Origin of the sequence: Frankia torreyi, from assembly GCF_000948395.1 — a bacterium.
Taxonomy (GTDB): Bacteria; Actinomycetota; Actinomycetes; order Frankiales; family Frankiaceae; genus Frankia; species Frankia torreyi.
Window position 1 is genome coordinate 55342 of record NZ_JYFN01000015.1, and the last position, 23623, is coordinate 78964.

The 23623-nt window shown below is 72.8% G+C and carries 22 protein-coding genes and 1 pseudogene; 19 read left to right on the forward strand and 4 right to left on the reverse strand.

Annotated elements, in window-relative coordinates; genetic code table 11:
* Positions 1-339: 339 nt before the first annotated feature.
* On the reverse strand, positions 340-1338 hold the full coding sequence (locus FF36_RS11795; protein WP_044885090.1) for a 2-hydroxyacid dehydrogenase: 999 nt from the start codon (positions 1336-1338) through the stop codon (positions 340-342).
* Between the two features lie 584 nt (positions 1339-1922).
* On the opposite strand from FF36_RS11795, the gene FF36_RS37730 reads away from it, so the two are divergent.
* Positions 1923-2588: an FG-GAP repeat domain-containing protein gene (locus FF36_RS37730; RefSeq protein WP_242422446.1), complete on the forward strand. Its 666-nt coding sequence runs from the start codon at positions 1923-1925 to the stop codon at positions 2586-2588.
* Between the two features lie 64 nt (positions 2589-2652).
* Here FF36_RS37730 and FF36_RS11805 read toward each other — a convergent pair whose 3' ends face one another.
* On the reverse strand, positions 2653-3570 hold the full coding sequence (locus FF36_RS11805; RefSeq protein WP_082121850.1) for an alpha/beta fold hydrolase: 918 nt from the start codon (positions 3568-3570) through the stop codon (positions 2653-2655).
* Between the two features lie 275 nt (positions 3571-3845).
* Here FF36_RS11805 and FF36_RS11810 point away from each other — a divergent pair, with 275 nt between their 5' ends.
* The 12 genes and pseudogenes from FF36_RS11810 (at position 3846) to ccsB (ending at position 15865) form a co-directional block, all read left to right on the forward strand.
* A complete protein-coding gene (locus tag FF36_RS11810) occupies positions 3846-5459 on the forward strand; it encodes a DHA2 family efflux MFS transporter permease subunit (protein ID WP_052681060.1) in 1614 nt (537 codons plus the stop codon).
* 157 nt (positions 5460-5616) lie between these two features.
* Positions 5617-5742 (forward strand): annotated as a pseudogene (locus tag FF36_RS41450) (methyltransferase domain-containing protein); the annotation flags it as partial.
* Positions 5743-5909: 167 nt separating this feature from the next.
* Complete coding sequence (locus FF36_RS41455) at positions 5910-6146, forward strand: hypothetical protein (protein WP_236705543.1); 237 nt, start codon at positions 5910-5912, stop codon at positions 6144-6146.
* A gap of 50 nt (positions 6147-6196) precedes the next feature.
* Positions 6197-6343: a hypothetical protein gene (locus FF36_RS35415; RefSeq protein ID WP_157866935.1), complete on the forward strand. Its 147-nt coding sequence runs from the start codon at positions 6197-6199 to the stop codon at positions 6341-6343.
* Between the two features lie 490 nt (positions 6344-6833).
* A complete protein-coding gene (hemL, locus tag FF36_RS11820; protein ID WP_044885091.1) occupies positions 6834-8192 on the forward strand; it encodes a glutamate-1-semialdehyde 2,1-aminomutase in 1359 nt (452 codons plus the stop codon).
* Positions 8189-8869, forward strand: coding sequence for a histidine phosphatase family protein (locus FF36_RS11825; RefSeq protein ID WP_044885092.1), 681 nt, complete (start codon positions 8189-8191; stop codon positions 8867-8869). Before hemL ends, FF36_RS11825 begins: the two co-directional genes overlap by 4 nt.
* 125 nt (positions 8870-8994) lie before the next feature.
* Entirely contained in the window at positions 8995-9915 is a 921-nt protein-coding gene (locus FF36_RS11830; protein WP_063870351.1) for a putative RNA methyltransferase, read from the forward strand.
* Between the two features lie 58 nt (positions 9916-9973).
* Positions 9974-10747 (forward strand): SDR family oxidoreductase, encoded by a 774-nt coding sequence (locus FF36_RS11835; RefSeq protein WP_236705513.1) that lies wholly within the window; start codon positions 9974-9976, stop codon positions 10745-10747.
* Positions 10748-10934: 187 nt separating this feature from the next.
* Positions 10935-11555 carry a TlpA disulfide reductase family protein gene (locus tag FF36_RS11840; RefSeq protein ID WP_242422447.1) on the forward strand — a complete coding sequence of 207 codons (621 nt, stop codon included), beginning with the start codon at positions 10935-10937 and terminating at the stop codon, positions 11553-11555.
* Between the two features lie 34 nt (positions 11556-11589).
* A complete protein-coding gene (locus tag FF36_RS11845; protein ID WP_044885094.1) occupies positions 11590-12579 on the forward strand; it encodes a cytochrome c biogenesis CcdA family protein in 990 nt (329 codons plus the stop codon).
* The gene (gene resB, locus FF36_RS11850; protein WP_044885095.1) at positions 12576-14711 is read left to right on the forward strand and encodes a cytochrome c biogenesis protein ResB; all 2136 of its coding nucleotides are present in this window, start codon (positions 12576-12578) and stop codon (positions 14709-14711) included. Before FF36_RS11845 ends, resB begins: the two co-directional genes overlap by 4 nt.
* Positions 14711-15865, forward strand: a complete 1155-nt coding sequence (gene ccsB, locus FF36_RS11855) for a c-type cytochrome biogenesis protein CcsB (RefSeq protein WP_044885096.1) — start codon at positions 14711-14713, stop codon at positions 15863-15865. The genes resB and ccsB overlap by 1 nt, the downstream gene beginning before the upstream one ends.
* 437 nt (positions 15866-16302) lie before the next feature.
* Here ccsB and FF36_RS11860 read toward each other — a convergent pair whose 3' ends face one another.
* Positions 16303-16719, reverse strand: coding sequence for a PLD nuclease N-terminal domain-containing protein (locus FF36_RS11860; protein WP_044885097.1), 417 nt, complete (start codon positions 16717-16719; stop codon positions 16303-16305).
* 347 nt (positions 16720-17066) lie between these two features.
* On the opposite strand from FF36_RS11860, the gene FF36_RS11865 reads away from it, so the two are divergent.
* From FF36_RS11865 to FF36_RS11875, 3 genes are all read left to right on the forward strand, one after another.
* Positions 17067-18518: a menaquinone biosynthesis decarboxylase gene (locus FF36_RS11865; protein ID WP_044885098.1), complete on the forward strand. Its 1452-nt coding sequence runs from the start codon at positions 17067-17069 to the stop codon at positions 18516-18518.
* Positions 18519-18602: 84 nt separating this feature from the next.
* A complete protein-coding gene (mqnP, locus tag FF36_RS11870; RefSeq protein ID WP_044885155.1) occupies positions 18603-19559 on the forward strand; it encodes a menaquinone biosynthesis prenyltransferase MqnP in 957 nt (318 codons plus the stop codon).
* 71 nt (positions 19560-19630) lie between these two features.
* On the forward strand, positions 19631-20296 hold the full coding sequence (locus FF36_RS11875) for a UbiX family flavin prenyltransferase (RefSeq protein WP_082121855.1): 666 nt from the start codon (positions 19631-19633) through the stop codon (positions 20294-20296).
* 30 nt (positions 20297-20326) lie between these two features.
* Here FF36_RS11875 and FF36_RS11880 read toward each other — a convergent pair whose 3' ends face one another.
* On the reverse strand, positions 20327-20938 hold the full coding sequence (locus FF36_RS11880) for a TetR/AcrR family transcriptional regulator (protein WP_044885099.1): 612 nt from the start codon (positions 20936-20938) through the stop codon (positions 20327-20329).
* Positions 20939-21047: 109 nt separating this feature from the next.
* Between FF36_RS11880 and FF36_RS11885 the strand changes: the two genes are divergently transcribed.
* From FF36_RS11885 to mqnE, 3 genes are all read left to right on the forward strand, one after another.
* The gene (locus tag FF36_RS11885; protein ID WP_044885100.1) at positions 21048-21446 is read left to right on the forward strand and encodes an ester cyclase; all 399 of its coding nucleotides are present in this window, start codon (positions 21048-21050) and stop codon (positions 21444-21446) included.
* 365 nt (positions 21447-21811) lie between these two features.
* On the forward strand, positions 21812-22063 hold the full coding sequence (locus FF36_RS37745) for a hypothetical protein (RefSeq protein ID WP_236705509.1): 252 nt from the start codon (positions 21812-21814) through the stop codon (positions 22061-22063).
* 86 nt (positions 22064-22149) lie between these two features.
* Positions 22150-23298 carry an aminofutalosine synthase MqnE gene (gene mqnE / locus FF36_RS11895; RefSeq protein ID WP_044885102.1) on the forward strand — a complete coding sequence of 383 codons (1149 nt, stop codon included), beginning with the start codon at positions 22150-22152 and terminating at the stop codon, positions 23296-23298.
* Positions 23299-23623 lie beyond the last annotated feature (325 nt).

Below are 23623 nucleotides of genomic sequence, written 5' to 3' on the forward strand. Positions count from 1 at the left end.
CCTCCCGCCCCGGTGCGCAACCTCGCAGATGAGGCTCCGTCGGGGCCTCATCGGTGGTCTGTCAGGACGCGCGGAAAAGGCCGGATGGCATGGACATCAGCATCATCCGGGGGCTCGCCGCCTCGGCGGTGACACGTGCCGTCGACACAGGGAGATCCTACCCGCCCGCCCCCGTGACGGCCGCCGGGAGCGGCACCGCCCGCCTACGGCTTGCCGGCGACGCCGGCGTAAGCGCTGACCTCGGCGTCGGTCAGTCCCTCGCCGGTGGGGCCGGCGTCGCAGCCTCCGTCGGCCTGGCCGCGGGGGGCCATCAGTCCGGTCGCCCGGCCCGGCCCGGCTTCAGTCGCTGGTCGTGACTGGGAACTGCGGGCCGTCGCCTCGTTCGAAACCCAGGAGATTGGCGATCGTGACCTCGCCGATCCGCGTCAGTGCATCGGCGGTGAAGAAACCCTGGTGCCCGGTCACCAGAACGTTCGGGAACGTCAGTAGCCGCGCGAACAGGTCGTCGTCGAACGCTCCCCGTTCCGACCGGTCCTCGAAGAAGAGGGCGTTCTCCTCCTCATAGACATCGATCCCGAGATAGCCGATCAGCCCGTTCTTGAGAGCAGAGATGACGGCGGCGGTGTTCAGCAGGCCGCCGCGGCTGGTGTTTACCAGCATCACACCGCGCTTCATCCGGGCCAGCGCATCGGCATCGACGAGGTGGTGCGTGGCGGGAGTCAACGGGCAGTGCAGCGATATGATGTCGGATTCGGCGAAAATCTGGTCCAGTTCGACATACCTGACCCCGAGCCGTTCACATTCCGAGTTGGGCCTGACGTCGTGCGCGATCACCCGGCATCCGAATCCCGTCATGATCCGCGCAAAGACGGTGCCGATCGCCCCGGTGCCGATCACGCCGACGGTGCGTCCGTGGAGGTCGAAACCGAGCAGGCCGGTGAGAGCGAAGTTGTACTCACGCACCCGGTTGTAGGCCCGGCACACGTGGCGGTTCAGCGCGAGGATCAGGGCGACTGCATGCTCGGCGACGGCGTACGGGCTGTAGGCCGGCACGTGGGCCACCACGATGCCGAGCGAACGAGCGCAGGCGAGGTCGACATTGTCATGCCCAGCCGAGCGCAGCACCACCAGCCGGATGCCGTCCGCGGCGAGCCTGGTCAGCACGCCGGCCGACACCTCGTCCTCGACGAACACGCAGACCGCAGCATGTCCCTGTGCCAGACCCGCGGTCTGTTCGGTCAACCGGTGTTCGATGAAATTCAGCTCGAGGTCACCGGTCCGGACGCTGCTCAGGAACCGGCGGTCGTAGTCCTTCGACGAGAAGACCGCGACCCGCACGTCTCGCCCCCGTCCCCTCGTCCTGCGCCGGTGCCCGCCCAAGACGGTACCGGGCGCAGGGGCGGATCTCCGAAGGAGCCACGGTACCTACCCGGGTCCGGGTCCGGGTCCAGGCCGTGCAGACGGGGCACGGCCAGCACGGGAGCGAGGAGTGATGCGGCCGGCCGACATTAGTCCGCGTGCCGTGGGCCGCGACGTCGACCGCAGGCACGAGTTCGGTTATCCGCGTCGGGTAAAGTCAGATCTCCAAACAGCCCGGGACGGTTCGAACCTGTCCGTCATGCGACAGTGAGGTAATGCGCCACGAGGTGCGCAGTAGATTTTTCCTGTGCGTCTCGCCTGACGGTGGTGCAGGTCGCCGCTGTCATTCACCTGGCTGGCACGGGCTTCCTTGGCGGGGGCGTGGGTTCATTGCCATCTTTGCGTAGGTAACGGCATGTGGCTGGAGGAAAGTCGTGCTCCGTAGTCGCCTCCTTCCCGGTTTCGCCATACTCGCCGGGACACTCCTATTCGCCTCCTGCTCCGATGACCGAGCTTCGGATCTCTCGGCACCTGGCGGGGCCGCCACCACGGGCACCTCCGCGGTGACGACCGCCACTGCCGACACACCGACGACAGGCGCGACCGCGACCCGCACGCCGACCGCGACCCGCACGCCGACTACGAGCACAACGCCGGTCCGGCCAGCAGTCGCCCTGAACGGCGATGTCGACGGTGACGGTCGACCTGACACCCTGACCATCACCCAGCCGGGGACGCTCCACGCCCGCTACACCGGAGGGGGCGACGATGCAGTCCGCTTTCGGGCCGGTGACCCGACGTTCGTCGACATCCACGTCCTCGGGGCGGCCGACGCCGACCGCGATGGCCACGCCGAGGTGTTCGTCCAGACCGACCAGGGTGCGTCCATCCAGACCGCGGCCGTCTTCCGATACTTCGACGGTCACCTGCACCTGGTCACCCGGGCCGGGCAACAGGCCGCGCTTGCCTATGGTGGATCAACCGGATTCGTCGCGGCGTGGGCGTGCCGCCCCGCCGCCGTCCCCGCGGCGGCAATCGTCACCGAGACGGGGCCGAGCACCTCATCCGGCGCGTATACGCTGACCCTCGACTACTACCGATTCCACCAGGCCAGCCTGGTGTCGCTCGTCCACAGGACCGCCGGCCCCGGCCCCCTCGACAGTCTGCCGGGCGTCCGCGACGAGCTCTCGGGCGAGACCGGCTGCGGACAGGCGCGGCTGAGCCCGTGACCGGCCCGATGCGCGTACAGAAAGCTGACCGGCCGGTCTGGGAGTTGTTCTTGCCGTCCAGGTCCTAGTCGTGCACCCGGGCCGAGCGCGGCTGGTCGGTGCGCAGCGCCGCCTCGGCCGGCAGACCGGGATCGGTGCCGGCCTCCAGGCGGGCGTCGACGGCCTCGGCCACGATCCTGGCCAACCGGTCGGGAGCGTCGAGCATGACAAAAGTGGAGCTGTCGGAGATCTCGACTAGCCGGGCGTTCGGGAACGCCTGCGCGAGCCGGCGGGCGTGGTCGAGCGGGAAGAGCTTGTCGTCGGTGCCCCAGGCCAGCACGACGGGGCGGGAGAACCGCTCGATCGCGGGAGCCGCCCGCATGGTCAGGGCGGGATCCAGGGATGCCGTCACCCGCACCGCCTCGTGCCTGGTGCTGGCGTTCGTCGCGAACGGCCCGAAGATCTCGTCCTGCCGGGGGCGGGGCACAGCCGTCACGCAGACCGCCTTCATGAAGAAGGCGCGGCCGGGCCCGCTGGCGAGCGTGCTCAGTACGACGGCCCCGAGCCGGCGGCTGGCCCGGCACAGTCGGGCGATGTGCCGGAACGACCCCGGTGGGAAGTGCTCATAGCTGTCGCAGTTGGTCAGGACGAGGCCGCCGATGCGGGCCAGGTCCAACGAGTCGTCCCCCAGGGCGGTGAGGACCAGCCCGCCGCCGGTGTCGTTGGCGACGACCGTGACGTCGTCCAGATCGAGAAGCTCGATCAGATGGAGGATCCGACGGGCGGTAGCCGCGGCGCTCAGGTCCGCGTCGCCCACCGGCTCGTGCGCGCCGAGCGGCCAGGTCGGGACGATGCAGCGGTACCGGTCGCCGAGCAGGGCGACGAGGTCCTTCCACAGGGCACCGGTCACGTAGACGCCGTGGACGAACAGGAGCACCGGGCCGCTACCGATATCGGTGTAGCTGACCGGTAACCCGTCGACTCCGCACTGGTGGACGGCCATCGCCGCCTCCCTCCTCCGGCGGCCTTGGGCCACCTGAGCTGGTCGAGCCCCGAACGTCGGTGCCGGCTGTGCGCCACGGTCCGGTCGCGCGGGACGGCACCGACGGGTAACCACGCGATTGTCCTATGGCCCGGCCGCTTGTGCGCCGGGTCAGGACCAGTCGTAGGGGGATCGCGCGGTGGCCTTGACCTCATGTCGACTTCAGGTTCGAGACTGTTGGCCGGCCGGGGTGCGGTGGAGATTCCGCCGGGCAGCCTTGGCCGAGGAGGACCGTGATGGCAGGCACTTCGCCCCCGACAGCCCTCGACCATCCCGACCCGCCGAACCTCCGGCCCCACGGCTCCGAACCGGGATCGGACCCCGTCCGCGGGGCCACAGGACGACCGGTCGCCGGGCCGGCGGCTCCCGGCCCGTCGGCCGGAATCGACCGGCAGACCCGGCTCACGCTTGCCGTGCTGGTGCTCGGCGGGCTGATGGTCGTGCTCGACGTGACCATCACCAATGTCGCGATCCGCAGCCTCTCCCGCGACCTGCACGCCCCGCTGGCGGTGATCCAGTGGGTCACCACCGGCTACACCCTGGCGCTCGCGGTCGTGGTGCCGACGACCGCGTGGCTCGCCGCGCGCCTGGGCACCCGCCGCGTCTACGTCGCCGCGCTGGGCCTGTTCGGGCTGGGTTCGCTGCTGGCGGGGCTGGCCCCGAACATCGGCTCGCTCGTCGCCTTCCGGGTGCTGCAGGGGATCGGCGGTGGGCTGGTCAACCCGATCGCGATGACGATCGCGATGCGCAGCGCCCGGCCGGAGGTCCGGGGCCGCACGATGGGCGTTCTGGGGCTGCCCGTGCTCGTCGGCCCGCTCGCCGGGCCGACGCTCGGCGGGTGGCTCGTCGAGTACTCCTGGCGGTGGATCTTCCTGATCAACGTGCCGATCGCGCTGGTCGCCATTCCGCTGGCGTTGTGGCTGCTGCCGCGCGACGCGCCCGAGGGTGTCCGCGAGCGGCTCGACGTGCCGGGGCTCGCGCTGATCGGGCCGGGGCTGGCCGCCGTCGTGTACGGGCTGGCGGAAAGCGGCCGGCGTGGCACCCTCGTCTCGGCGGCCGTGCTGGTCCCGGCGCTGCTCGGGCTGGGGCTGTGCGTGGTGTTCGTGCTGCGGGCGGTGCGGCTGCGCACGCGGCGCCCGCTGGTCGAGGTGCGCCTGCTGGGCCGGCGGGCCGTCGCCTCCGGGGCCGGCACGCTGGGCCTGTTCGCCGCGGCCTACTTCGGCTCGATGTTCATCGTGCCGCTGTACTGGCAGCTCGTCCGGGGGCAGAGCCCGGCGGCCGCCGGACTGCTGGCCATCCCGCAGGCGCTGACCACCGGGGTGTCGTTGCAGGTCGCGAGCCGGCTGATCGATCGTGTTCCACCGGCGCGGGTCGTCGGGGCGGGCATCGTGATCGCGACCGCCGGACTGCTGACCACCCTGCTCCAGCTCGACGCGAACACGCCGTACTGGCGTCTGCTGGCCTCGATGGCGGTGACCGGAATCGGGACCGGTGCGACGATCATGCCCACGATCACGACGGCGATGCGTCACCTGCCCGACCGGGACACCGCCGCCGGCAGCACCCTGCTGAACATCACCAACCAGGTCGCCGTCTCCGTCGGCACCGCGCTGACGTCGGTGCTGCTCGCGTCGAACCTGGCGAGCCTGGCCGGCCTGGACCAGGGCGCCGACCTCTCCGGCGACATCCCCGCCACCGCGGCCGGCGGCGTGGTCGCGGCCTTCCGCCACACCCTGCTGCTCCCGGTGGCCCTGATGGCGGTCGCCGGTGCGGTCGCCCTGCTCCTGCTGCCCCGCGGCGAACGGCACGACACCTCGGTCGAGGCCGAGGCAGCGCATGCCGACCTCTGACCGGCGGCAGCACCGATAGGATGATCGCGTGGGCCAGGATGACCGGCTACTTCTCAGCTCGTCGTTCGGCACCGCGGCGGTCGCGTACGCCGAGCACCGCCCGGACTACGCCCAGGCCGCGGTGCGGTGGGCGCTCGAGCGCGCGCCCGGTCCGCGCGTGCTCGACCTCGGCGCTGGAACCGGCAAGCTCACCGCCACGCTGCTCGCGCTGGGCGCCGAGGTCATCGCGGTCGAGCCCGACCCGGCGATGCTGACCGAGCTGCGCCGCGCACTGCCGGTTGTCCGTGCCCTGCCAGGTAGCGCCGAGGCGATACCGCTGCCGGACGCGTCCGTCGATGCCGTTGGGTTGCCGGGCTCGCGCAGGTCAGCGGGAGCGCGGCCATCGGCCCGCGGGACACGCCCACCAGTTGGCGCGCTGAGACGGCCGACCTGCACCTTCCCAGGACTGGGATGGCCGCCCGGTTCGGCTCGCCGGAGCAGGCCGAGTTCCGGCACGGGCAGCGTCGTACCGCCGACTCCCTCGTCGCGACACTCGCGACGAGGGCGGGGATGCTGGTCATGCCGGAACAGGAACGCGAGGCCACGCTGGGGCGGATCCGCGTTTTCCTCGCGAGCCGACCGGAGACCGCCCGCGGTGAGTTCACCCTGCCGATGTTGACCTGCGTGCTGCGCGTCCGGCGGCTGTGAAGATCAGCGACGATCGATGACACTGCGCACGCCGTCTCAACGAGGCCGGCGTGGCCCGGTGGCGGGGGCGCCGCCGGCCGGCGGCCGTCCCGTCCGGGTCGGCGCTGATCGCCTCCCGGGCGGCGGTGACCGCCCAGTCCACCGGGTTGTACCGGGCGGCTGCGGCGATCCAGCCGGGGAGCAGGCATGCCCGATGAAACGTGCCGGTGGCGTGAGAGTGCTCACGCCCGAACGGGCCAGCCGCGGGGTGAGTCGGCGGGAAAGTCCACTGCCGCGGCGAACCACCCGTCGGGGGACCCCCGGCTAGGCCAGGCTCGCCTATCGATCAGTAGTTCGGGATCGGGCGCGTGGCCGTTGCACCGGGCACTATCAGGACAACGTCGCCATCCCCTCCGCCACCGCCGCGGGCCCGGCATCCTTGTCGAACCACCCACGACGGCGGTCACGGACGGTGGCCTCGGAGCTGCTGCCGGGCGCGATCCGCGTTGCCGGCCGGCCGGGGTCCTGGCGCACAGTCCGCCGCCGGTGGGCGGCCGGGGCAGACCCCCGTCCACCGGCGGCGCTCCACCCGGGTGCTGGGCCGCGGGCGCGGCTGCGGCGCCCGACGGAGCGCCGACGGGCGGTCGCGGGCGTGCCGCTGGCCACGCGAGGCGCGGGTGGCCGAGTGGACCTGCGAGGATCGGGGGCATGGTGGTTCCCTCTGCCGCGCCGGCCTCCGAAGAGCTGTTCCGGCGCGCCGAGCGTGTCGTTCCCGGTGGGGTCAACTCCCCGGTCCGCGCCTTCCGGGCCGTCGGCGGCACCCCTCGCTTCATGGTGTCCGGCGACGGTCCGTATCTGACGGACGCGGACGGGCGTACCTACGTCGACCTGGTCTGCTCCTGGGGGCCGATGATCCTCGGCCATGCCCATCCCGCCGTCGTCGAGGCGGTGTCCCGGGCGGTGTCCGCCGGCACCAGCTTCGGCACGCCGACGCCGGGCGAGGTGGAGCTCGCCGAGCTGATCGTGGAGCGGGTCGGCCCGGTCGAGAAGGTGCGGCTGGTCAACTCCGGCACGGAGGCGACGATGAGCGCCGTGCGGCTGGCCCGGGGCTTCACCGGCCGGTCCACGATCATCAAGTTCGCCGGCTGCTACCACGGGCACGTCGACGCCCTGCTCGCCGCCGCCGGCTCCGGGGTGGCCACCCTCGGGCTGCCCGACACCCCCGGCGTGACCGGCGCCGCGACCGCCGACACCATCGTCCTGCCCTACAACGACCTTGCCCTGGTCGAGGCCGTCTTCGCCGAGCGCGGCGACACGATCGCCGCGGTCATCACGGAGGCCGCCGCGGCCAACATGGGCGTGGTCCCGCCGCTGCCCGGCTTCAACGCCGGCCTGCGCCGGCTGTGCGACGTCCACGGCGCGCTGCTCATCCTCGACGAGGTGATGACCGGCTTCCGGATCTCCCGGGCCGGCTGGTGGGGCATCGAGGGCGCCATCGAGGACTGGTCGCCGGACCTGTTCACCTTCGGCAAGGTGATGGGCGGGGGCCTGCCCGCGGCGGCGTTCGGCGGCCGCGCCGACGTGATGGCGCGGCTCGCCCCCGCCGGCCCCGTCTACCAGGCCGGCACCCTGTCGGGGAATCCGATTGCCGTCGCGGCGGGGCTGGCCACCCTGCGGGCCTGCACCGACGACGTCTACGCCACCGTCGACGCCCGCGCCGCCGACGTCGCCGGCATCGTCTCGACGGCGCTCACCGAGGAGGGCGTCGCCCACCTGCCCAGCAGCGCCGGCTCACTGTTCAGCTTCTTCTTCACCGACGCCGCGGCCGTCGTCGACTACGCCGGCGCCCAGGCACAGAACGCCGCCCGCTACGCCGCGTTCTTCCACAGCATGCTCGACGCGGGGATCTACCTGCCGCCGTCGGCGTTCGAGGCGTGGTTCGTCTCGGCTGCCCACGACGACGCCACGATGGAGCGCATCGCCGCCGCCGCGCCCGCCGCCGCCCGTGCCGCCGCCGCCGTGCCCGAACCGGCGCCCGTGCCCGCGACGAGCGGGGGCCGGTCATGACGGGCCCGACCCAGGAGCCGGTGGACGGCGAGCCGGGGCAGCACCCACTGACGAGGGTGCACCTGGTCCGCCACGGGGAGGTCTTCAACCCGGAGAAGGTCCTCTACGGCCGGCTGCCCGGATTCGGGCTGTCCGAGACGGGCCACCGCCAGGCCAAGGTGACGGCGGAGTTCCTCGCCGGGCTGGACATCGCCGCCGTGGTCGCGAGCCCCCTGGACCGCGCGCAGCAGACGGCCACTCCCATCGCCGCCGCCCACGGACTGCCCATCGAGGTCGACCCGAGGCTGATCGAGAGCCGCAACGCCTTCGAGGGCAAACCGTTCGAGGCGGGCCCCGCGGTTCTGCGCTACCCGCACCTGTGGCGGCTGCTGGCCAACCCGTTCCGGCCGTCGTGGGGCGAGCCGTACACCGAGATCGCCGAGCGGATGCTCGCTGCCGTCGCCGAGTGGCGCGACGTCCACCCCGGGCGGCACGTCGTGCTGGTCAGCCACCAGCTCCCGGTGTGGACCGCCCGGCGAGCGCTGGAGGGGGTGCACCTGTGGCACCGTCCCGACCGGCGCCAGTGCGGCCTGGCCAGCGTCACCACCGCGGTCTACCGCGGGCGAGAGCTCGTCGGGGTCGAGTACGCCGAACCGAACGGCCCGACCGCGAACCTGCCCGGATCGGTCGGCGCCTGACCCGCCGAACCCCGTCGCGTCCGTCGGCACCGCCGCCCGAACCTGCCGTCGGCGGTGGCGTCGGCGTCGGCGTCGGTGGCGGCAGTGGCGGCAGTGGCGGTGACAGTGATGTCGGGGTCGGGGCGGTGCTGTCGGTGCTGCGCTGCCCGGTGTGCGCCGGTGCGCTGCAGCGGGACGGCGGCTCCCTGCGCTGCGCCGCCGGGCACGGCTTCGACCTCGGGCGCGGCGGCTACGTGAACCTGCGCACCGGCCACACCCGCCGGATCGCCGGCGACACGGCCGCCATGGTCGCGGCGCGGGAGTCCTTCCTCGGGGCGGGGCACTACCGGCCGCTCACCACCCGGCTGGCCGAGCTCGCCGCCGCCGGACCGCCCGCCGTCGGGACGGCTCAGGCCCCGAGCCGGGACGCGAGCACGACAGCCCACCCCGCCCCGCCGGCCGGTTCGGGGCCGGCCGGTTCGGGGCCGGTGGTGCTCGAGATCGGGGCCGGCACCGGCCACCACCTGGCCGGAGTGCTCGCCGCGCTGCCCGCCGGGGCAGCCGGGGTCGCGGTCGACGTGTCGAAGTACGCGCTGCGCCGGGCCGCGCGGGCCCACCCCCGGATCGGAGCGGTCGCTTTCGACGCCGCCGGCCCGTGGCCGGTCGCCGACGGCTGCGTCGACGTGCTCCTCGACGTCTTCGCCCCGCGCAACCCGGCCGAGATGCGCAGGGTGCTCCGGCCGGACGGGTTGCTCATCGTCGTCACCCCCGAACCGGGCCATCTCGCCGAGCTGCGGGGCCCGCTCGGGCTGGTCGGGATGCAGCCGGACAAGGGCGATCGACTCGACGAGCGGACCGCCGACCGGTTCGCTCCGGCCGCTGTCGAACGCCTGGACATTCCGCTCGTGCTGTCCCCCGACGAGGCCGTCGACCTGGCCCTGATGGGCCCGACCGGCCACCACCGCACGGCCGAGGACCTGCGCCATCGGGCCGAGGCGGCCTGGCCGCGGCAGCACGCCGCCGTGACCGTCCGTCTCGCGGTCCGGTGCTACCGGCCGCGTGGATGAGGGACGGTTACGGCCGACGGCCGTACGGCGCTGCCGACAATGGAGGTTCGGAATGGACATGGGACTGCTCGAGCGGATCGCCGTCGTCACGGGGGCGAGCCGGGGCATCGGCCTGGCGGTGGTTCGGGCGCTGGTCGCCGAGGGCGCCACGGTGGTGGCCGGAGCCCGTCGCAGCTCGCCCGAGCTCGACGAGCTGGCGGCCACCGGCGCGGTGCGGGTGCACCTGGTGGACCTGGCCACCCCCCACGGTCCGGCCGCGCTCGTCGAGTGGGCCGGCGAGCGGGTCGACATCCTGGTCAACAACGTCGGTTCCGCGCCCGCCCGGCCCGGCGGGTTCGGCTCGGTCACCGACGAGATGTGGCTGGGAACGCTCAACCTGAACCTGCTCGCCGCGGTGCGGGCGACCCGGGCGGCGCTGCCACTGATGCTCGCCGCCGGCAGCGGTTCCATCGTCACGATCAGCTCCGTGAACTCGGTCCTCGCCGATCCGGCGGTCATCGACTACTGCGCGGCGAAGGCCGCGCTGGCGAACTTCTGCAAGTCGCTGGCCCGGGAGGTCGGTGGTCGGGGCGTGCGAATCAACACGGTCAGTCCCGGCCCGGTCGCCACCGACCTGTGGCTGGGGTCCGACGGTGTCGCCGCCACCGTCTCGCGAGCCACCGGCGCGGACCCCGCGAGCGTCGTCGACGCCGCGGCCGGCAGCTCCGTGACCGGCCGGTTCAGCACGCCGGAGGAGGTCGCTGCCGCCGTCGTCCTGCTCGCCGGGGATCGCAGCGGGAACATCACCGGCGCGGACCTCCGGGTCGACGGCGGGATGGTACCCACCTGGTAGCCGCCGAGCCCAGTGGTGTCTGCCGTGTCGAACTCCACGCGCGTCCGCCGGCCTCGCCGCCTACGCTGAGTTGAGTTCTACAGTTGGTCGTAGACGGGTTCCGGGCCGGGAAGGGGCAGGGCACATACTGGTTCGCGTGGCGGAGATGGGACGGCGGTCCGCGTCGGGTGACAGGTCGGACACGCCGGTGGCAGGCGTTGTCCATGACCGGGCCGCGGGGTCGCGCCGGCAGCGGACGCGGATCAGGCGGGTCGGGCTCGCCGCGGTGGTGCTCGCGGTGGCGGGGTTGGTGGCGGCCTGTTCCGGCGGGGGAGGAACGGTCGACGCGACCGGCGGCGGAGGCTTCAACTTCGTCCAGCAGTCCGCCGGCAAGGACTTCGTCCCGGCCGGGAACCGGCACGAGGCGCCCGAGCTCGCCGGCAAGAACCTCGACGGAGCCGCGTTCGACGTCGCGTCCCTGCGGGGGAAGATCGTCGTGGTCAACTTCTGGGCCTCGTGGTGCGCCCCCTGCCGGGCGGAGACGCCCGGCCTGGTGCAGCTTTCCAAGGCAAACCCGACGGTGGCGTTCCTCGGCGTCAACGAGAAGGATCCGTCGGGCGCCAAGGCCTTCGTGCGCGACAACGGCGTGCCGTACCCGAGCGTCGTCGACCGGCTGGGCACGCTCGCCGCGGGCTGGCCGGTCGCCCCGGGGTTGCCGTCGACCTTCGTGCTCGACGCGAACGGGCGCATCGCGGCCCGCTTCACCGGCCCGGTCGTGCCCGAGGACGATCTCAAGCCCGTGCTGACCCGGTTGCAGGCCGAGGCGTGAGCGGGCGGCGGCCGAGCGGGCTGGGGGACCCGCGGTGAGCGTGGTCGGGCTCGTCACGGACGGGCCCGTGCTGCTCGCCGCCCCGGTCGCGGCGGCGGCCGGGCTGCTGTCCTTCCTGTCACCGTGCGTGCTGCCCCTCGTTCCCGGCTACCTCAGCTTCATCACCGGCCTGTCCGGCGAGGAGCTCCAGGACCGTGAGCGTCGCCCCGCCCGTCCACCGTCAGGGTCGGCCGATCGCGCTGCGGCGTCCGAGCCGGTCCTGGCCGTCGCTGTTGCCGCGCCGCCGGCACCGGCACCGGCCGGTGCGGCCGGATGGTCCGTCCCCGGCGGGAATGCTGCCGTCCCGGCCGCCGGATCGACGGCAGCGCAGACCGGGGACGGCGGCCGCGGCGGGCGGTTCGCCGGTCTCGGGCCGCGGCTGGGCCGGCTGCGCGTCGGCGGGCGGGTCGCCGCCGGCACCGGGCTGTTCGTGCTCGGGTTCACCTCGGTGTTCGTCTCCTTCGGCGCGGCCTTCGGTGGACTCGGTCAGTGGCTGGTCCGCCATCAGGTCGGGATGAGCCAGCTCCTGGGGGCGTTCACCATCGTCATGGGCCTGGCCTTCGCCGGGCTGTTCTCCCGGATGTCCTGGGCGAACCGCGAGTGGCGCTTCCACCGGCTGCCGCGCCCCGGCCTGCTCGGCGCGCCGGTGCTCGGGGTGCTGTTCGGCATCGGCTGGAGCCCCTGCCTCGGTCCCACGCTGGCGGCAGTGCAGGGGCTGGCGGTGACGAGTGCGACGGCCGGCCGGGGCGCGTTCCTCTCCGCCGTGTACTGCCTGGGACTCGGGCTGCCGTTCCTCGCCGTCGGGCTCGCCTTCCGGCGGGCCGTCGGCGCCCTGCACCTGCTACGGCGACACACCCGCGCCCTGACCCTGACCGGTGGCGTGCTGCTCGTCGCGGTCGGGGTGCTCCAACTCACCGGGGAGTGGGCCGACCTGATCGGCAACCTGCGGCCCTATGCCCCCGGCTTCTCGGAGACGCCGCTGTGACCTCTTCCACCCGTCCCCACGAGCCTGCCGGTGCGGCCACCGACCTCGCGCCGAAGCCGAGCCCCGGCGACCCGGACGCGGCCGATCCGGCGGGCTCCATCGATCCGGCGGGCCTCATCGATCCGGCGGGCCTCATCGACGAGGAGGCCGTCGGGTTCGCCCCGGATTCCTCGAGCGGACGCCGGCTGCCCGAGGGGCACGCCGACGCCCGCGTGGCCGTCGCGCCGGACGTGTTCGCGCCAGCCGGGTCCGACGGGCGCGACGGGGCTGACGGAGCTGCCGGACTCGGCGCCGACCCGACCTCTGCCGGGGGAGCTCGCCGATCCGCGGCCGGTAGGGCCGGCGGTGCCGCGGGACAGTACGCGTCGGCGTCCGGCGGGACCCGGGCCGGGCGGCATCCGGCGCTGGCGCTCGCCGTTCGCTCCTGGCGGCAGCTCACCAGCATGCGCACCGCGTTGGTGCTGCTGTTCCTGCTCGCTCTGGCCGCCGTGCCGGGGTCGCTGCTGCCGCAGCGCAACATCAACCCGATGCGGGTCGATCAGTACCTGTCGAAGCACCAGACCCTCGGGCCCCTGCTCGACAAGCTCTCCGGCTTCGACGTCTTCGCCGCCCCCTGGTTCGCGGCGATCTACCTGCTGCTGTTCATCTCGTTGATCGGCTGCCTGTCGTCGCGCATCCGCTGGCACGCCAGGGCACTGTTCACCGCTCCGCCGAAGGCACCGGCGCGGCCCGGCCGGCTGCCGGGTGGCAGCTCGTGGACCAGCCCGCTGGCCCCGGCCGATGCGACGGCCGCCGCTCGCGCGGCACTGCGCCGGCGCCGGTTCCGCGCCAGCGTCGCCCCCGCCGGGACCCAGCGGCCGGACGGCTCGCCGGACCACTCCGTCGCGGCCGAGAAGGGCTACCTGCGCGAGACGGGCAACCTTGTCTTCCACGTCGCCCTGGTCGGGCTGCTGGCCGCGGTCGGTTTCGGCTCCTGGTTCGGCTACCAGGGGACCACGCTGGTCGTCACCGGGGACAGCATGGCCAACACGATCATCTCCTACGACCAGTTCAGTGGCGGCAAGCTCGTCGACACCGCGAAGCTGCGTCCGTTCTCGCTGACGCTGAACCGGTTCGCGGCCGCCTACGAGCCGAACGGCGAGCCGTCGGACTTCCGCGCCGACGTCGCCTACTCGCCCGACCTGGACGCACCGACCCGGCAGGCGACGATCCGGGTGAACCATCCGCTGGTCCTCGGCAACGCCAAGGTCTACCTCATCGGGCACGGGTACGCCCCGCACTTCGTCCTGCGGGACGCCAAGGGCCGGACGGTCTGGCAGGGCAACGTGCCCTGCACCCCACGGGACGGGATGTTCACCTCGACCTGCACGGTCAAGATTCCCGACACGGGCCTGGCGCCGCTCGGCGTCCGCAAGGAGCCCCAGCAGCTCGCCTTCAGCGGCGTGTTCACGCCGACGACCCACCTCGACCCGACCCAGGGCTACGTCTCGACCTTCCCGGCGGCCCGCGCACCCGGCCTGACGATCACCGGTTTCGTCGGCAACCTTCACCTCGACGAGGGCGTGCCGCAGAACGTGTACACGGTCGACACCCAGGACATGCGCCAGCTCACCCTGAACGGTCCGGCCGGAACCGCACGCAACGCGCAGGTGCTCGCCCTGAACAACCCTCGGCAACGGACCCTGAGCGGGCTGCCCGGCGGGCTGAGCCTGGAGGCCGACAGCGTCGCGGAGTTCGCCACCTTCCAGGTGAAGTCCGACCCGTTCAAGCGGGAGGCGCTGATCTTCGCGGTGCTCATCATCGCCGGGCTGATCGCCAGCCTGCGGGTGCACCGCCGCCGCCTGTGGGTCCGGGCTAGCCCGGCACCCGAGGGCGGTTCGGTCGTCGAGATCGGCGGCCTGTCCCGGTCGCACGGGGACGGCTTCGCCGTCGAACTCGGTCAGCTCACCACCCTCGTCCGCGAGGCGACCGGCCCGGCCGGCGGGCGGGAGGCGGCGCCGCGGCCCGAGGCGGCGGCACCGCCGCCGGGCGAGCCCGCGGCGCCAGGCGGCGCCGCGGCGCCGAGCACTACGGAATCGCGCGGCACCGCAGCCGGTGGCGCCGCGTCGAACGCCAGCGAACGGGAGCACTGATGGCGGTCAACGAGGGCGTAGCCAGCCTCTCCGATCATCTGTTTGGCAGCGGCATGGCGGTCTACGCCGCGGCCATGCTCGGCTACGCGGCCGAGTTCGCGTTCAGCCGCCTGGGCGCGCGCCGCGGTGCCGCGGAGCTGGCGGCCGAGGTTCCCGCCGCCCGCGCGGCCGACCGGCCGGCCGTGCTGGTCGGGGCCGGAGCCCCCGCGGAGGCCGGCTCCGGCGTGGAGATCGACCCGGACGATCCCGCCGCGGCCGCGCTCGCGGCGGCGCGCGCCCGCGAGATCGAGGCGGTGCGCCAGCGGGACACCGCCGCTCACACCCTGGTCGCCGGCAACGACGGCGACGTCGAGGTGCCCGCCCGTGCCCGGTGGATCGGGCGGATCGCCGTGCTGCTCACGGTGGTGGGCTGGGCGCTGCACCTGGGTTCAGTCGTCACCCGTGGCATCGCGGCGGACCGGGTGCCCTGGGGCAACATGTACGAGTACTCGTCGATGATCTGTCTGATCGCGGTCACGACGTTCCTCGCCCTGATGACCCGGCAGCAGGTCCGTTGGCTGGGCGTCTTCGTCATGGTGCCGGTGGTGCTCTACCTCGGCTTCGCCGGCACGGTGCTCTACGTCGCGCCCGGACCCCTGGTGCCCGCGCTCAACTCGTACTGGCTGAAGATCCATGTGGTCGGCGCGATCGTCTCCAGCGGGGTGTTCCTGATCTCCGCGGTGACCACGGTGCTGTTCCTGGTCAAGGAGCGCTGGGAGAACCGGCTCGCCGAGGTGGCGGCCGGCCGGGCCGACGCCAGCCGCGCGATGCAGAGCCGCGGCGGCATCGTGATGCGCCTGCCGTCGTCCGCGGCTCTCGACACCCTGTCCTACCGGGTCATCGCGTTCGCGTTCCCGATCTGGACCTTCGCGATCATCGCCGGGGCGATCTGGGCCGAGGCGGCCTGGGGCCGGTACTGGGGCTGGGACCCCAAGGAGACCTGGTCGTTCATCACCTGGGTCTGCTACGCGGCCTACCTGCACGCGCGGGCGACCGCTGGCTGGCGGGGCCGGCGGGCCGCCGCCATCTCCCTGGTCGCGTTCACCGCGCTGTTCGTGGACTACTACCTGGTGAACCTCGTCATCACCGGTCTGCACTCCTACGCGGGCGTCTGACCCGGCGGCAGTCCGCCGGACCTCGGGGCCCCGGGCCGCCCGCCTTGGCCCCGGGGCCCTGCGCGTCTCCGGGCCGTGATCAGGGGCACGGACGCGGATGGATCCACGCCGAGCGCGCAACCGCGTCACGTACGTCCGTCGGTCCGCTCCGCGTGAACCGTTCTCTGAAGCGCAGCGCGCGCGGCCGACCTTCCTTGCCCTTCTGGAGGGCTCCGCGTCCGATTCATCCCCCTGAAAGGGCAAGGATCGTCCCTCGTGGTGGCGTGAGACTCCACCCCGCGATGATCTTGATCGCTGTGGGGTCGGGTTCAGCCTGACCATGGCCGGCCGGTATGGCTCGGAGCGAGCGAGCGAGCGAGGCGCGGCTCGGAGAGAGCGAGGCGCGGCTCGGTGCGGCTCGGTGCTGCTCGGCTCGGCGGTGGGGGTTGGGGACGGTGTCAGCCGCGGGCGGACGGGGGCTCCGCGTCGCCGCCGCGAATGCGGTCCGCGAGCTCGCGGAGGAACTCCGGGTCGTCGTCCGGACCCTTGGGCCGCACGGCCGGGCGCCGGGTACCCATCCGCGAACCGGGCCGTCCCAGGCCCCCCTCGCGGCGGTCGACGTCCCAGGTCGAACGCTGGCCGAAGGCCGGGTGGTCCGAGACCGCGCGCCGCGGCGGCCGCGCTCCGAGCCCGTTCGCCCGGGGGCGACCGAAGAAGTACCACGCGGCGGAACCGAGCAAGACGAAGAGAATCACAACCATAATCCAGATTGGTTTGGACATACTGCGTACCTCATCCGACGGGGTCCCGAACACGTCGGCGATCATGTACGCCCAGATACCGATGACCACGAAACTCAGCGCGAGGCCCAGCACAGGCTGGTCGCTCCTTCCGCTCTCCTTGATCGATTACATCCGGCTCGACATATGGGGTATGAACATCGGTCGGCGGGTGTGTAGTCCCGGCCCTGCGCGGCATCGCCGAAAGGGGCAGACGAGCGTGCGGTGCCCTCCCCGGAGAGCGCACATGTCGCGGTGATGGCCGGCCCGTGTATCCCTAGTGTGCCCTCCGGCCCCGGCCCGCGTCCGGCCGGTCCGCCATCGGCCGCCGCCGGCGTCCGCCCGCTCACCGTCACGGCGGCGCGTCGTGACTCCCCGGGTTTCCGTCGTGACGGATGGTGGGAGGTCGGACGGCCGGCCGCGTCGGCTGCCAGGATGGAGGCATGGCCTGGGCGGATCTACGCGCGTTCCTCGCTCACCTCGAACGGCGGAAGGACCTGCGACGGATCTCCGTGCCCGTCGACCCCCACCTGGAGGTCACCGAGATCGTGACGCGGGTGGTTCGGGAGCGGGGGCCGGCGCTGCTGTTCGAGTCCCCCCGCGGCGCCGACATGCCGCTGGCCATCAACCTGTTCGGCACCGAGGCCCGGATGGCCGCCGCGCTCGGGGTCGACCGCCTCGATGAGATCGGCGACCGGCTCGCCGCGCTGCTGCGCCCGGAGCTGCCGACCGGCCTGTCCGGGCTGCGCGACGCGCTGGGCAAGGCTGCCTCGCTCACGTCCATCCCGCCCCGGCGGGTCCGCACCGCGCCGTGCCAGGACGTCGTGCTCAAGGGACCGGACGTCGACCTGTTCCGGCTGCCCGGGGTGCACGCCTGGCCGAACGACGGCGGCGCCTTCCTCAACCTCGGTCTCACCCACACCCGCCACCCGGAGACCGGGGCGCGCAACCTCGGGATGTACCGGCTGCAGCGCCACGATGCGCGCACCGTCGGCATGCACTGGCAGATCCACAAGGACTCCAACGCCCACCACGCCGTCGCCGAGCGGCGCGGGGAGCGGCTGCCCGTGGCGATCGCGTTCGGCTGCGACCCGGCGGTGACCTACGCCGCCTCCGCGCCGCTGCCCGCCGACATCGACGAGTACCTGTTCGCCGGTTATCTGCGCGGCGAACGGGTGGAGATGGTCGACTGCCTGTCCGTGCCGCTGCGGGTGCCGGCGAATGCCCAGATCGTGCTGGAGGGCTGGCTGGAGCCGGGCGCGCGGCTCCCGGAGGGCCCCTTCGGCGACCACACCGGCTTCTACACGCCGGTCGAGCCGTTCCCGGCGCTGCACGTCGACGTGATGACGATGCAGCGCGACCCGGTCTTCCAGACGATCGTCGTCGGCCGCCCGCCGCAGGAGGACGGGCCGATGGGCAAGGCCACCGAACGCATCTTCCGCCCCCTGATCAAGATGATGATCCCCGAGATCGTCGACTACGACCTGCCCGAGGCCGGCGTCTTCCACAACTGCTGCATCGTCTCCATCGACAAGCGCTTCCCCAAGCATGCGCAGAAGGTGATGAACGCGGTCTGGGGCGCCGGGCTGCTGTCGCTGTCGAAGCTGATCGTGGTGGTCGACGCCGACTGTGACGTCCACGACTACGCCGAGGTGGCCTGGCGGGCGTTTGGCAACGTCGACTACGCCCACGACCTGATCACCACGATCGGCCCCGTGGACCACCTCGACCACGCCTCCTACGAGCAGTTCTGGGGCGGCAAGGTCGGGGTGGACGCGACGCGCAAGCTGCCGACCGAGGGCTATCGCCGCGAGGGCGGCTGGCCCGAGGAGATCGTCATGGACGAAGCGGTCCGCGCCCAGGTGACCCGCCGCTGGAAGGAGTACGGCCTGTGACCACCTCTCCTCGCCCATCCAGAGGGATACATCGGACGCCCATGCCTCCAGGCAAGCAGAAGAGGCAGTGGGTGGGTGCTCGCGGTGAGTGACGCAGCGTTTCTGCCGGGCGCGTCGGGTGGCACCGCCAGGCCCGGCGGAGGTGCCGGCGGCGGCCAGGAGCAGGCGATCGGGCACGTGCGGGCGTTCCTGCGGCTCGTCGCCATCGAGCACTCGGTCTTCGCGCTGCCGTTCGCCTACATCGCCGCCCTGGCAGCCTCGTTTGCCGCGTCCGGGTCGGTGCACTGGACCGCTCTCGCGCTCGTCACGGTCGCCATGGTCGCCGCGCGGACCTTCGCGATGGCCGCGAACCGGATCATCGACCGCGCCATCGACGCCCGCAACCCGCGCACCGCGGGCCGGGAGCTCGTCACCGGCGCCGTGTCGGTGCGCACCGCCGTGGTCGGCTCCGTCGTCGCCCTCGGCGTCTTCCTCGCCGCCGCCGCCACGCTGTCCTGGCTGTGCCTCGCGCTCGCCCCGATCGCGGTGGCGCCCCTGGTGATCTACCCGTACGCCAAGCGCTTCACCGACTTCCCGCACGCCGTGCTCGGCATCGCGCAGGCCGTCGCGCCGATCGGCGCCTGGATCGCGGTGACCGGCCACTGGTCGTGGGCGGCGGTCGTGCTCGGTCTCGCGGTGGGCTCCTGGATCGGCGGCTTCGACCTCATCTACGCCTGCCAGGACGCCGAGGTCGACCGCCGCATCGGGGTGCGGTCCGTGCCGGCGCGCTTCGGGGTCCGCGGCGCCCTCCTCGGCTCCACCGTCACCCACGTCGTCACCTTCGCGCTGTTCGTCGCCTACGGGCTGATGGAGAACAACGGCGCCTGGTGGTGGGCCGGCCTCGCGGTCACGGCGGCGGCGTTCAGCTACGAGCACGCGATCGTCTCGCCGAAGGACCTCTCCCGGGTCAACCGCGCCTTCCTCACCGCGAACGGCTTCGTCGGCATCGCCCTGTTCGCCTTCGCCGTCGCCGACCTGATCAGCCGCGGCCTGTCCGCCTGAGCCCCGCTGTGAGGCCCGTCACCGTGACGCACGACCCGCACGCCGGCGCCGGGAGCGATCGGGTTCCCTGGGTGGTGGGCGTGAGCGGCGCCAGCGGGACGCCGTACGCAGCCGCCGTGCTGCGCGGCCTGCTCACCGCCGGGCTACCGGTCGATCTGGTGCTGTCCCGGGCGGCGCGGCTGACCCTGCTCGACGAGACCGGCATCGCCTGGCACGACGCCGCCTGGCAGCAACCGCTGGAACGCTGGCTGTCCGCCCCTCTCGGCGCATCCGCTCCCGAATCGGCCGCCGCCGTGGAGACGCTCGTGGCGGTGCACGCGCCCGGCAACCTCGCCGCCCCGACGAGCAGTGGCTCGTACCGGACTCGCGGCATGATCGTCGTCCCGGCGAGCACCGCGTGCCTGGCCGGGATCGCCCTCGGCCTGTCCAAGGATCTGCTGCAGCGATCCGCCGACGTGACCCTCAAGGAGGGCCGGCGCCTCGTCGTCGTCCCGCGGGAGATGCCGTACACGGGCGCGACGCTGCGCCACATGCTCACCCTGCACGACGCCGGGGCGGTGGTCGCCGCGGCCAGTCCCGGCTTCTACGCCGGCGCGCGCACCGCCGCCGACCTCGTCGACTTCGTCGCCGGCCGGATACTCGACGCGGCCGGCGTCGACCACGCCCTGTTCCGGCGCTGGACCGGCGAACTCGGCCAGGCCCGACGATCCGACCAGGCCGGTCACCGGACGGGGTGACCGAGGGCACGCGGGCCGCGTGGCCCGGCGTCACGTCCCGGTCGTGCCGGTTGCCGGACCGGGGGCCGCTCCGCGTCGGACGAGGTCCAACAGGGCTCCGACCCGCTCAGGGCCGACGCCACCGAGCGCGATCCCGTTGACCAGGACCAGGAGATCCCACCCGTCGACATCGTCCCGGAGGGTGCCTCGCTGCTGTTCCTGGACGACCAGGGCCGTGACCGTCCGGTACATCGCCGAATGCCACCGGTTGAACAGTCCCGACCGGCTCGCGCTGTCGACGTCGGCGCCGAGCGCCAGCGCGAGCTCACGTTTGTCCCCGACGAACCTGACGAGGTCGTGCAGCCACATGAAGAGCGCGTCGTCGGCCCGCTGGTCCGACAGCAGACTTTCGCCGCGTGCGCAGAGCGCGTCCACCTCGTCGGAGTAGACGGCGACGATCAGGTCCTGCCGGGTCGGGAAGTGGCGATACATGGTCGCGTTGCCCACTCCGGCCTGCCGCGCGACCTCGTCGAGGGCGGCGTCGACGCCCTGCTCGCGGAAGACCGCGGCGGCGGCGGTGAGCAGCCGCTCGTAGTTGCGTCGGGCGTCCGCCCGCAGGTGCCGCTCGGCCTGCGGCGGACCTGCCGAGTCCGGGAGCGCCATGATCCCCCTTGTTAACCAGGGAGTTCCCCGGTTATGTTGTCGACCGCGAGATAATCGGGGAGTTCCCCGCTTGTGTACGTCCAGTGCCACGGTATTCGAGGAGCGCAGCATGTCGAATGCGGCTGACGTCCACCGTCGCGTCGTCGAGAAGTACGGCGAGGTTCTCGCCGGCCGACTCGACGACGCACTGACACTGATCGACCCGGACGTGATCGACCACCGAGGGGGCCGGGAGGGCGACCACCACGGCATCGCCGCCTGGCGAAGGAAGTGGGAGCGCATGAACGAGGGGTTCCAGAACGTCTCCGCGAGGATCGAGCAGAACGTCTCGACCGGGGACACGTCGGTCAACCGTTACACGCTCCGTGGCACCCACCCGGGCTCCGGCCGTCGCTACGAGGTAACCGGCCTGGACATGGTCAGGGTGCGAGACGGGAAGGTCGTCGAGCACTGGGCCCTCGCCGACGAGGCGGCGCTACGGCACCAACTCGGTCTCGCCGGCGCCTGACGCAGCCGGGTCGGCCGGCCGAAGGGCCACCCGCGACCACATCAGGCTGGCGGCGGTTCGTTCTCGACCGGGTAGTTCCGGGATCCCTCTGGCAGGGGCGGGGCCTGGGCGGGCAGAGTGGGCGGCGACGGCCCAGGGCCGGGGGGTGGATCACAGCCACCGCCCCGGCGGGGCGCGGAGCTCGGCGGATCGAGGGCGACATGGCGACGAACGGGCGCGGGGCGGCGAAGGGGCGGGGACGCGGTTCCGGCCGATCGAAGGCGGCCGGGACGGGCGGCCCCGACCGGCCAGCGGGCGGCGGTCGTTCGGCGGGCGGCGGACAGGCCGGCGACGCGGGCCGGGCCGGGCGTCGACAGCGGCCCCCGATGCAGGATGTGGACCTACGGGTGCAGTTGCCGTACTTCCTGATCCGGCTGGCCGCCCTGGTGGTGATCACGGTCGTGCTCGCGGTGGTCGGGGTGAACCTGCTGCTCGCGGTGCTGATCGGGTTCGCGGTCGCCGGCCTGCTGACCTGGCCGTTGGGACGCATGCAGCGGCGGGCGGCGCAGCGTGCCGCCGCGGGCCGGGACGCGGCCGGGCCGCCGTCGCCGGGTGCCGGCAAGGGCCGGGACGCCTGACCGACCCCCACGGGCCCGGCGGTTGTGACGGGTCAGCCCGGCCGGCTCGGGNGGGNCTGACGGCGTTGCGGGCTAGTCTGGATGGCATGGATGCTGGGCTCAAACGGGAGATCGAGGCCAAGGTTTCCGCCGGCGAGCGGCTGAGCCGCGCCGACGGGGAGGCGCTGTATGCCAGTGACGATCTCGCCTGGCTCGGCGGCCTCGCCCACGAGGTCCGGACCAGGAAGAACGGCGACCGGACCTTCTTCAACGTCAACCGGCACCTGAACCTGACCAACGTCTGCTCGGCGTCCTGCGCCTACTGCTCGTTCCAGCGCAAGCCCGGCGAGGCCGACGCCTACACGATGCGGATCGAGGAGGCCGTCCGGCTCGCGAAGGAGATGGAGCCGGCCGGCATCACCGAGCTGCACATCGTCAACGGCCTGCACCCGACGCTGCCGTGGCGCTACTACCCCCGCTCGTTGCGGGAGCTGCGCAAGGCGCTGCCCGGCGTCGCGCTCAAGGCGTTCACCGCCACCGAGATCCACTGGTTCGAGAAGATCAGCGGACTGCCCGCCGACGAGATCCTCGACGAGCTCATCGACGCGGGGCTGGAGTCGCTGACCGGCGGCGGCGCGGAGATCTTCGACTGGGAGATCCGGCAGCACATCGTCGGCCACGACACCCACTGGGAGGACTGGTCGCGCATCCATCGCCTCGCCCATGCCAAGGGCCTGCGTACTCCCTGCACCATGCTCTACGGGCACATCGAGGAGCCGCGCCACCGGGTGGATCACGTGCTGCGGCTGCGGGAGCTGCAGGACGAGACGGGCGGCTTCGCGGTGTTCATCCCGCTGCGCTTCCAGCACGACGCCGCCGGTGACCCGCGCAACCGGCTGATGAACCAGCCGATGGCGACCGGCGCGGAGGCGCTGAAGACGTTCGCCGTCTCCCGGCTGCTGTTCGACAACATCGACCACGTCAAGTGCTTCTGGGTGATGCACGGGCTGACCACGGCGCAGCTCGCGCTGAACTTCGGCGCCGACGACCTGGACGGATCGGTCGTCGAGTACAAGATCACTCATGACGCGGACCGCTTCGGTACTCCGAACACGATGACGCGCGAGGACCTGCTGGCGATCATTCGGGACGCCGGCTTCCGGCCGGTCGAGCGGGACACCCGTTACCGGGAGATCCGCGCCTACGACGGTCCCGATCCGGCCCGCCGCGAGATCCCGACCTCCATCGACGCCTGAGGCGGGATTCGATGGTCAGCGAGGACGAGCCGACGCAGGACCGCGCGGCGGGCCAGCCCGCGCCCGCGGGCACCCCGGCGGCGAACGCCNCCTCCNCCCCCCGCCCGCCGGTCCGACCGCCCGGCGCGCCAGGAATCGGCTCAATCTTCGTGCTCGCCTTCCTGGTGATCCTGGTCCCGGGCGTGGCGGTCTACGTGCTGCTCGACTGGGCCGGTCTGCCGATCGGCGGCGCGAGCCTGCTCGGCCTGCTCGTCGTCTTCCTCGGGCTGGGGTTCTTCCCGACCGTGCTGCGCCGGCTCGGCTGGGTGCCGACGAAGAAGCGGAG

Excerpts from the sequence above, each read along its gene's own strand:
- FF36_RS11805 (WP_082121850.1), bottom strand. The coding sequence starts at position 3,570 with ATGGCCGTCCACCAGTGCGGAGTCGACGGGTTACCGGTCAGCTACACC.
- FF36_RS11810 (WP_052681060.1), top strand. The coding sequence starts at position 3,846 with ATGGCAGGCACTTCGCCCCCGACAGCCCTCGACCATCCCGACCCGCCG.
- FF36_RS41455 (WP_236705543.1), top strand. The coding sequence starts at position 5,910 with ATGGCCGCCCGGTTCGGCTCGCCGGAGCAGGCCGAGTTCCGGCACGGG.
- hemL (WP_044885091.1), top strand. The coding sequence starts at position 6,834 with ATGGTGGTTCCCTCTGCCGCGCCGGCCTCCGAAGAGCTGTTCCGGCGC.
- FF36_RS11825 (WP_044885092.1), top strand. The coding sequence starts at position 8,189 with ATGACGGGCCCGACCCAGGAGCCGGTGGACGGCGAGCCGGGGCAGCAC.
- FF36_RS11835 (WP_236705513.1), top strand. The coding sequence starts at position 9,974 with ATGGGACTGCTCGAGCGGATCGCCGTCGTCACGGGGGCGAGCCGGGGC.
- ccsB (WP_044885096.1), top strand. The coding sequence starts at position 14,711 with ATGGCGGTCAACGAGGGCGTAGCCAGCCTCTCCGATCATCTGTTTGGC.
- FF36_RS11865 (WP_044885098.1), top strand. The coding sequence starts at position 17,067 with ATGGCCTGGGCGGATCTACGCGCGTTCCTCGCTCACCTCGAACGGCGG.
- FF36_RS11880 (WP_044885099.1), bottom strand. The coding sequence starts at position 20,938 with ATGGCGCTCCCGGACTCGGCAGGTCCGCCGCAGGCCGAGCGGCACCTG.
- FF36_RS11885 (WP_044885100.1), top strand. The coding sequence starts at position 21,048 with ATGTCGAATGCGGCTGACGTCCACCGTCGCGTCGTCGAGAAGTACGGC.
- FF36_RS37745 (WP_236705509.1), top strand. The coding sequence starts at position 21,812 with ATGCAGGATGTGGACCTACGGGTGCAGTTGCCGTACTTCCTGATCCGG.
- mqnE (WP_044885102.1), top strand. The coding sequence starts at position 22,150 with ATGGATGCTGGGCTCAAACGGGAGATCGAGGCCAAGGTTTCCGCCGGC.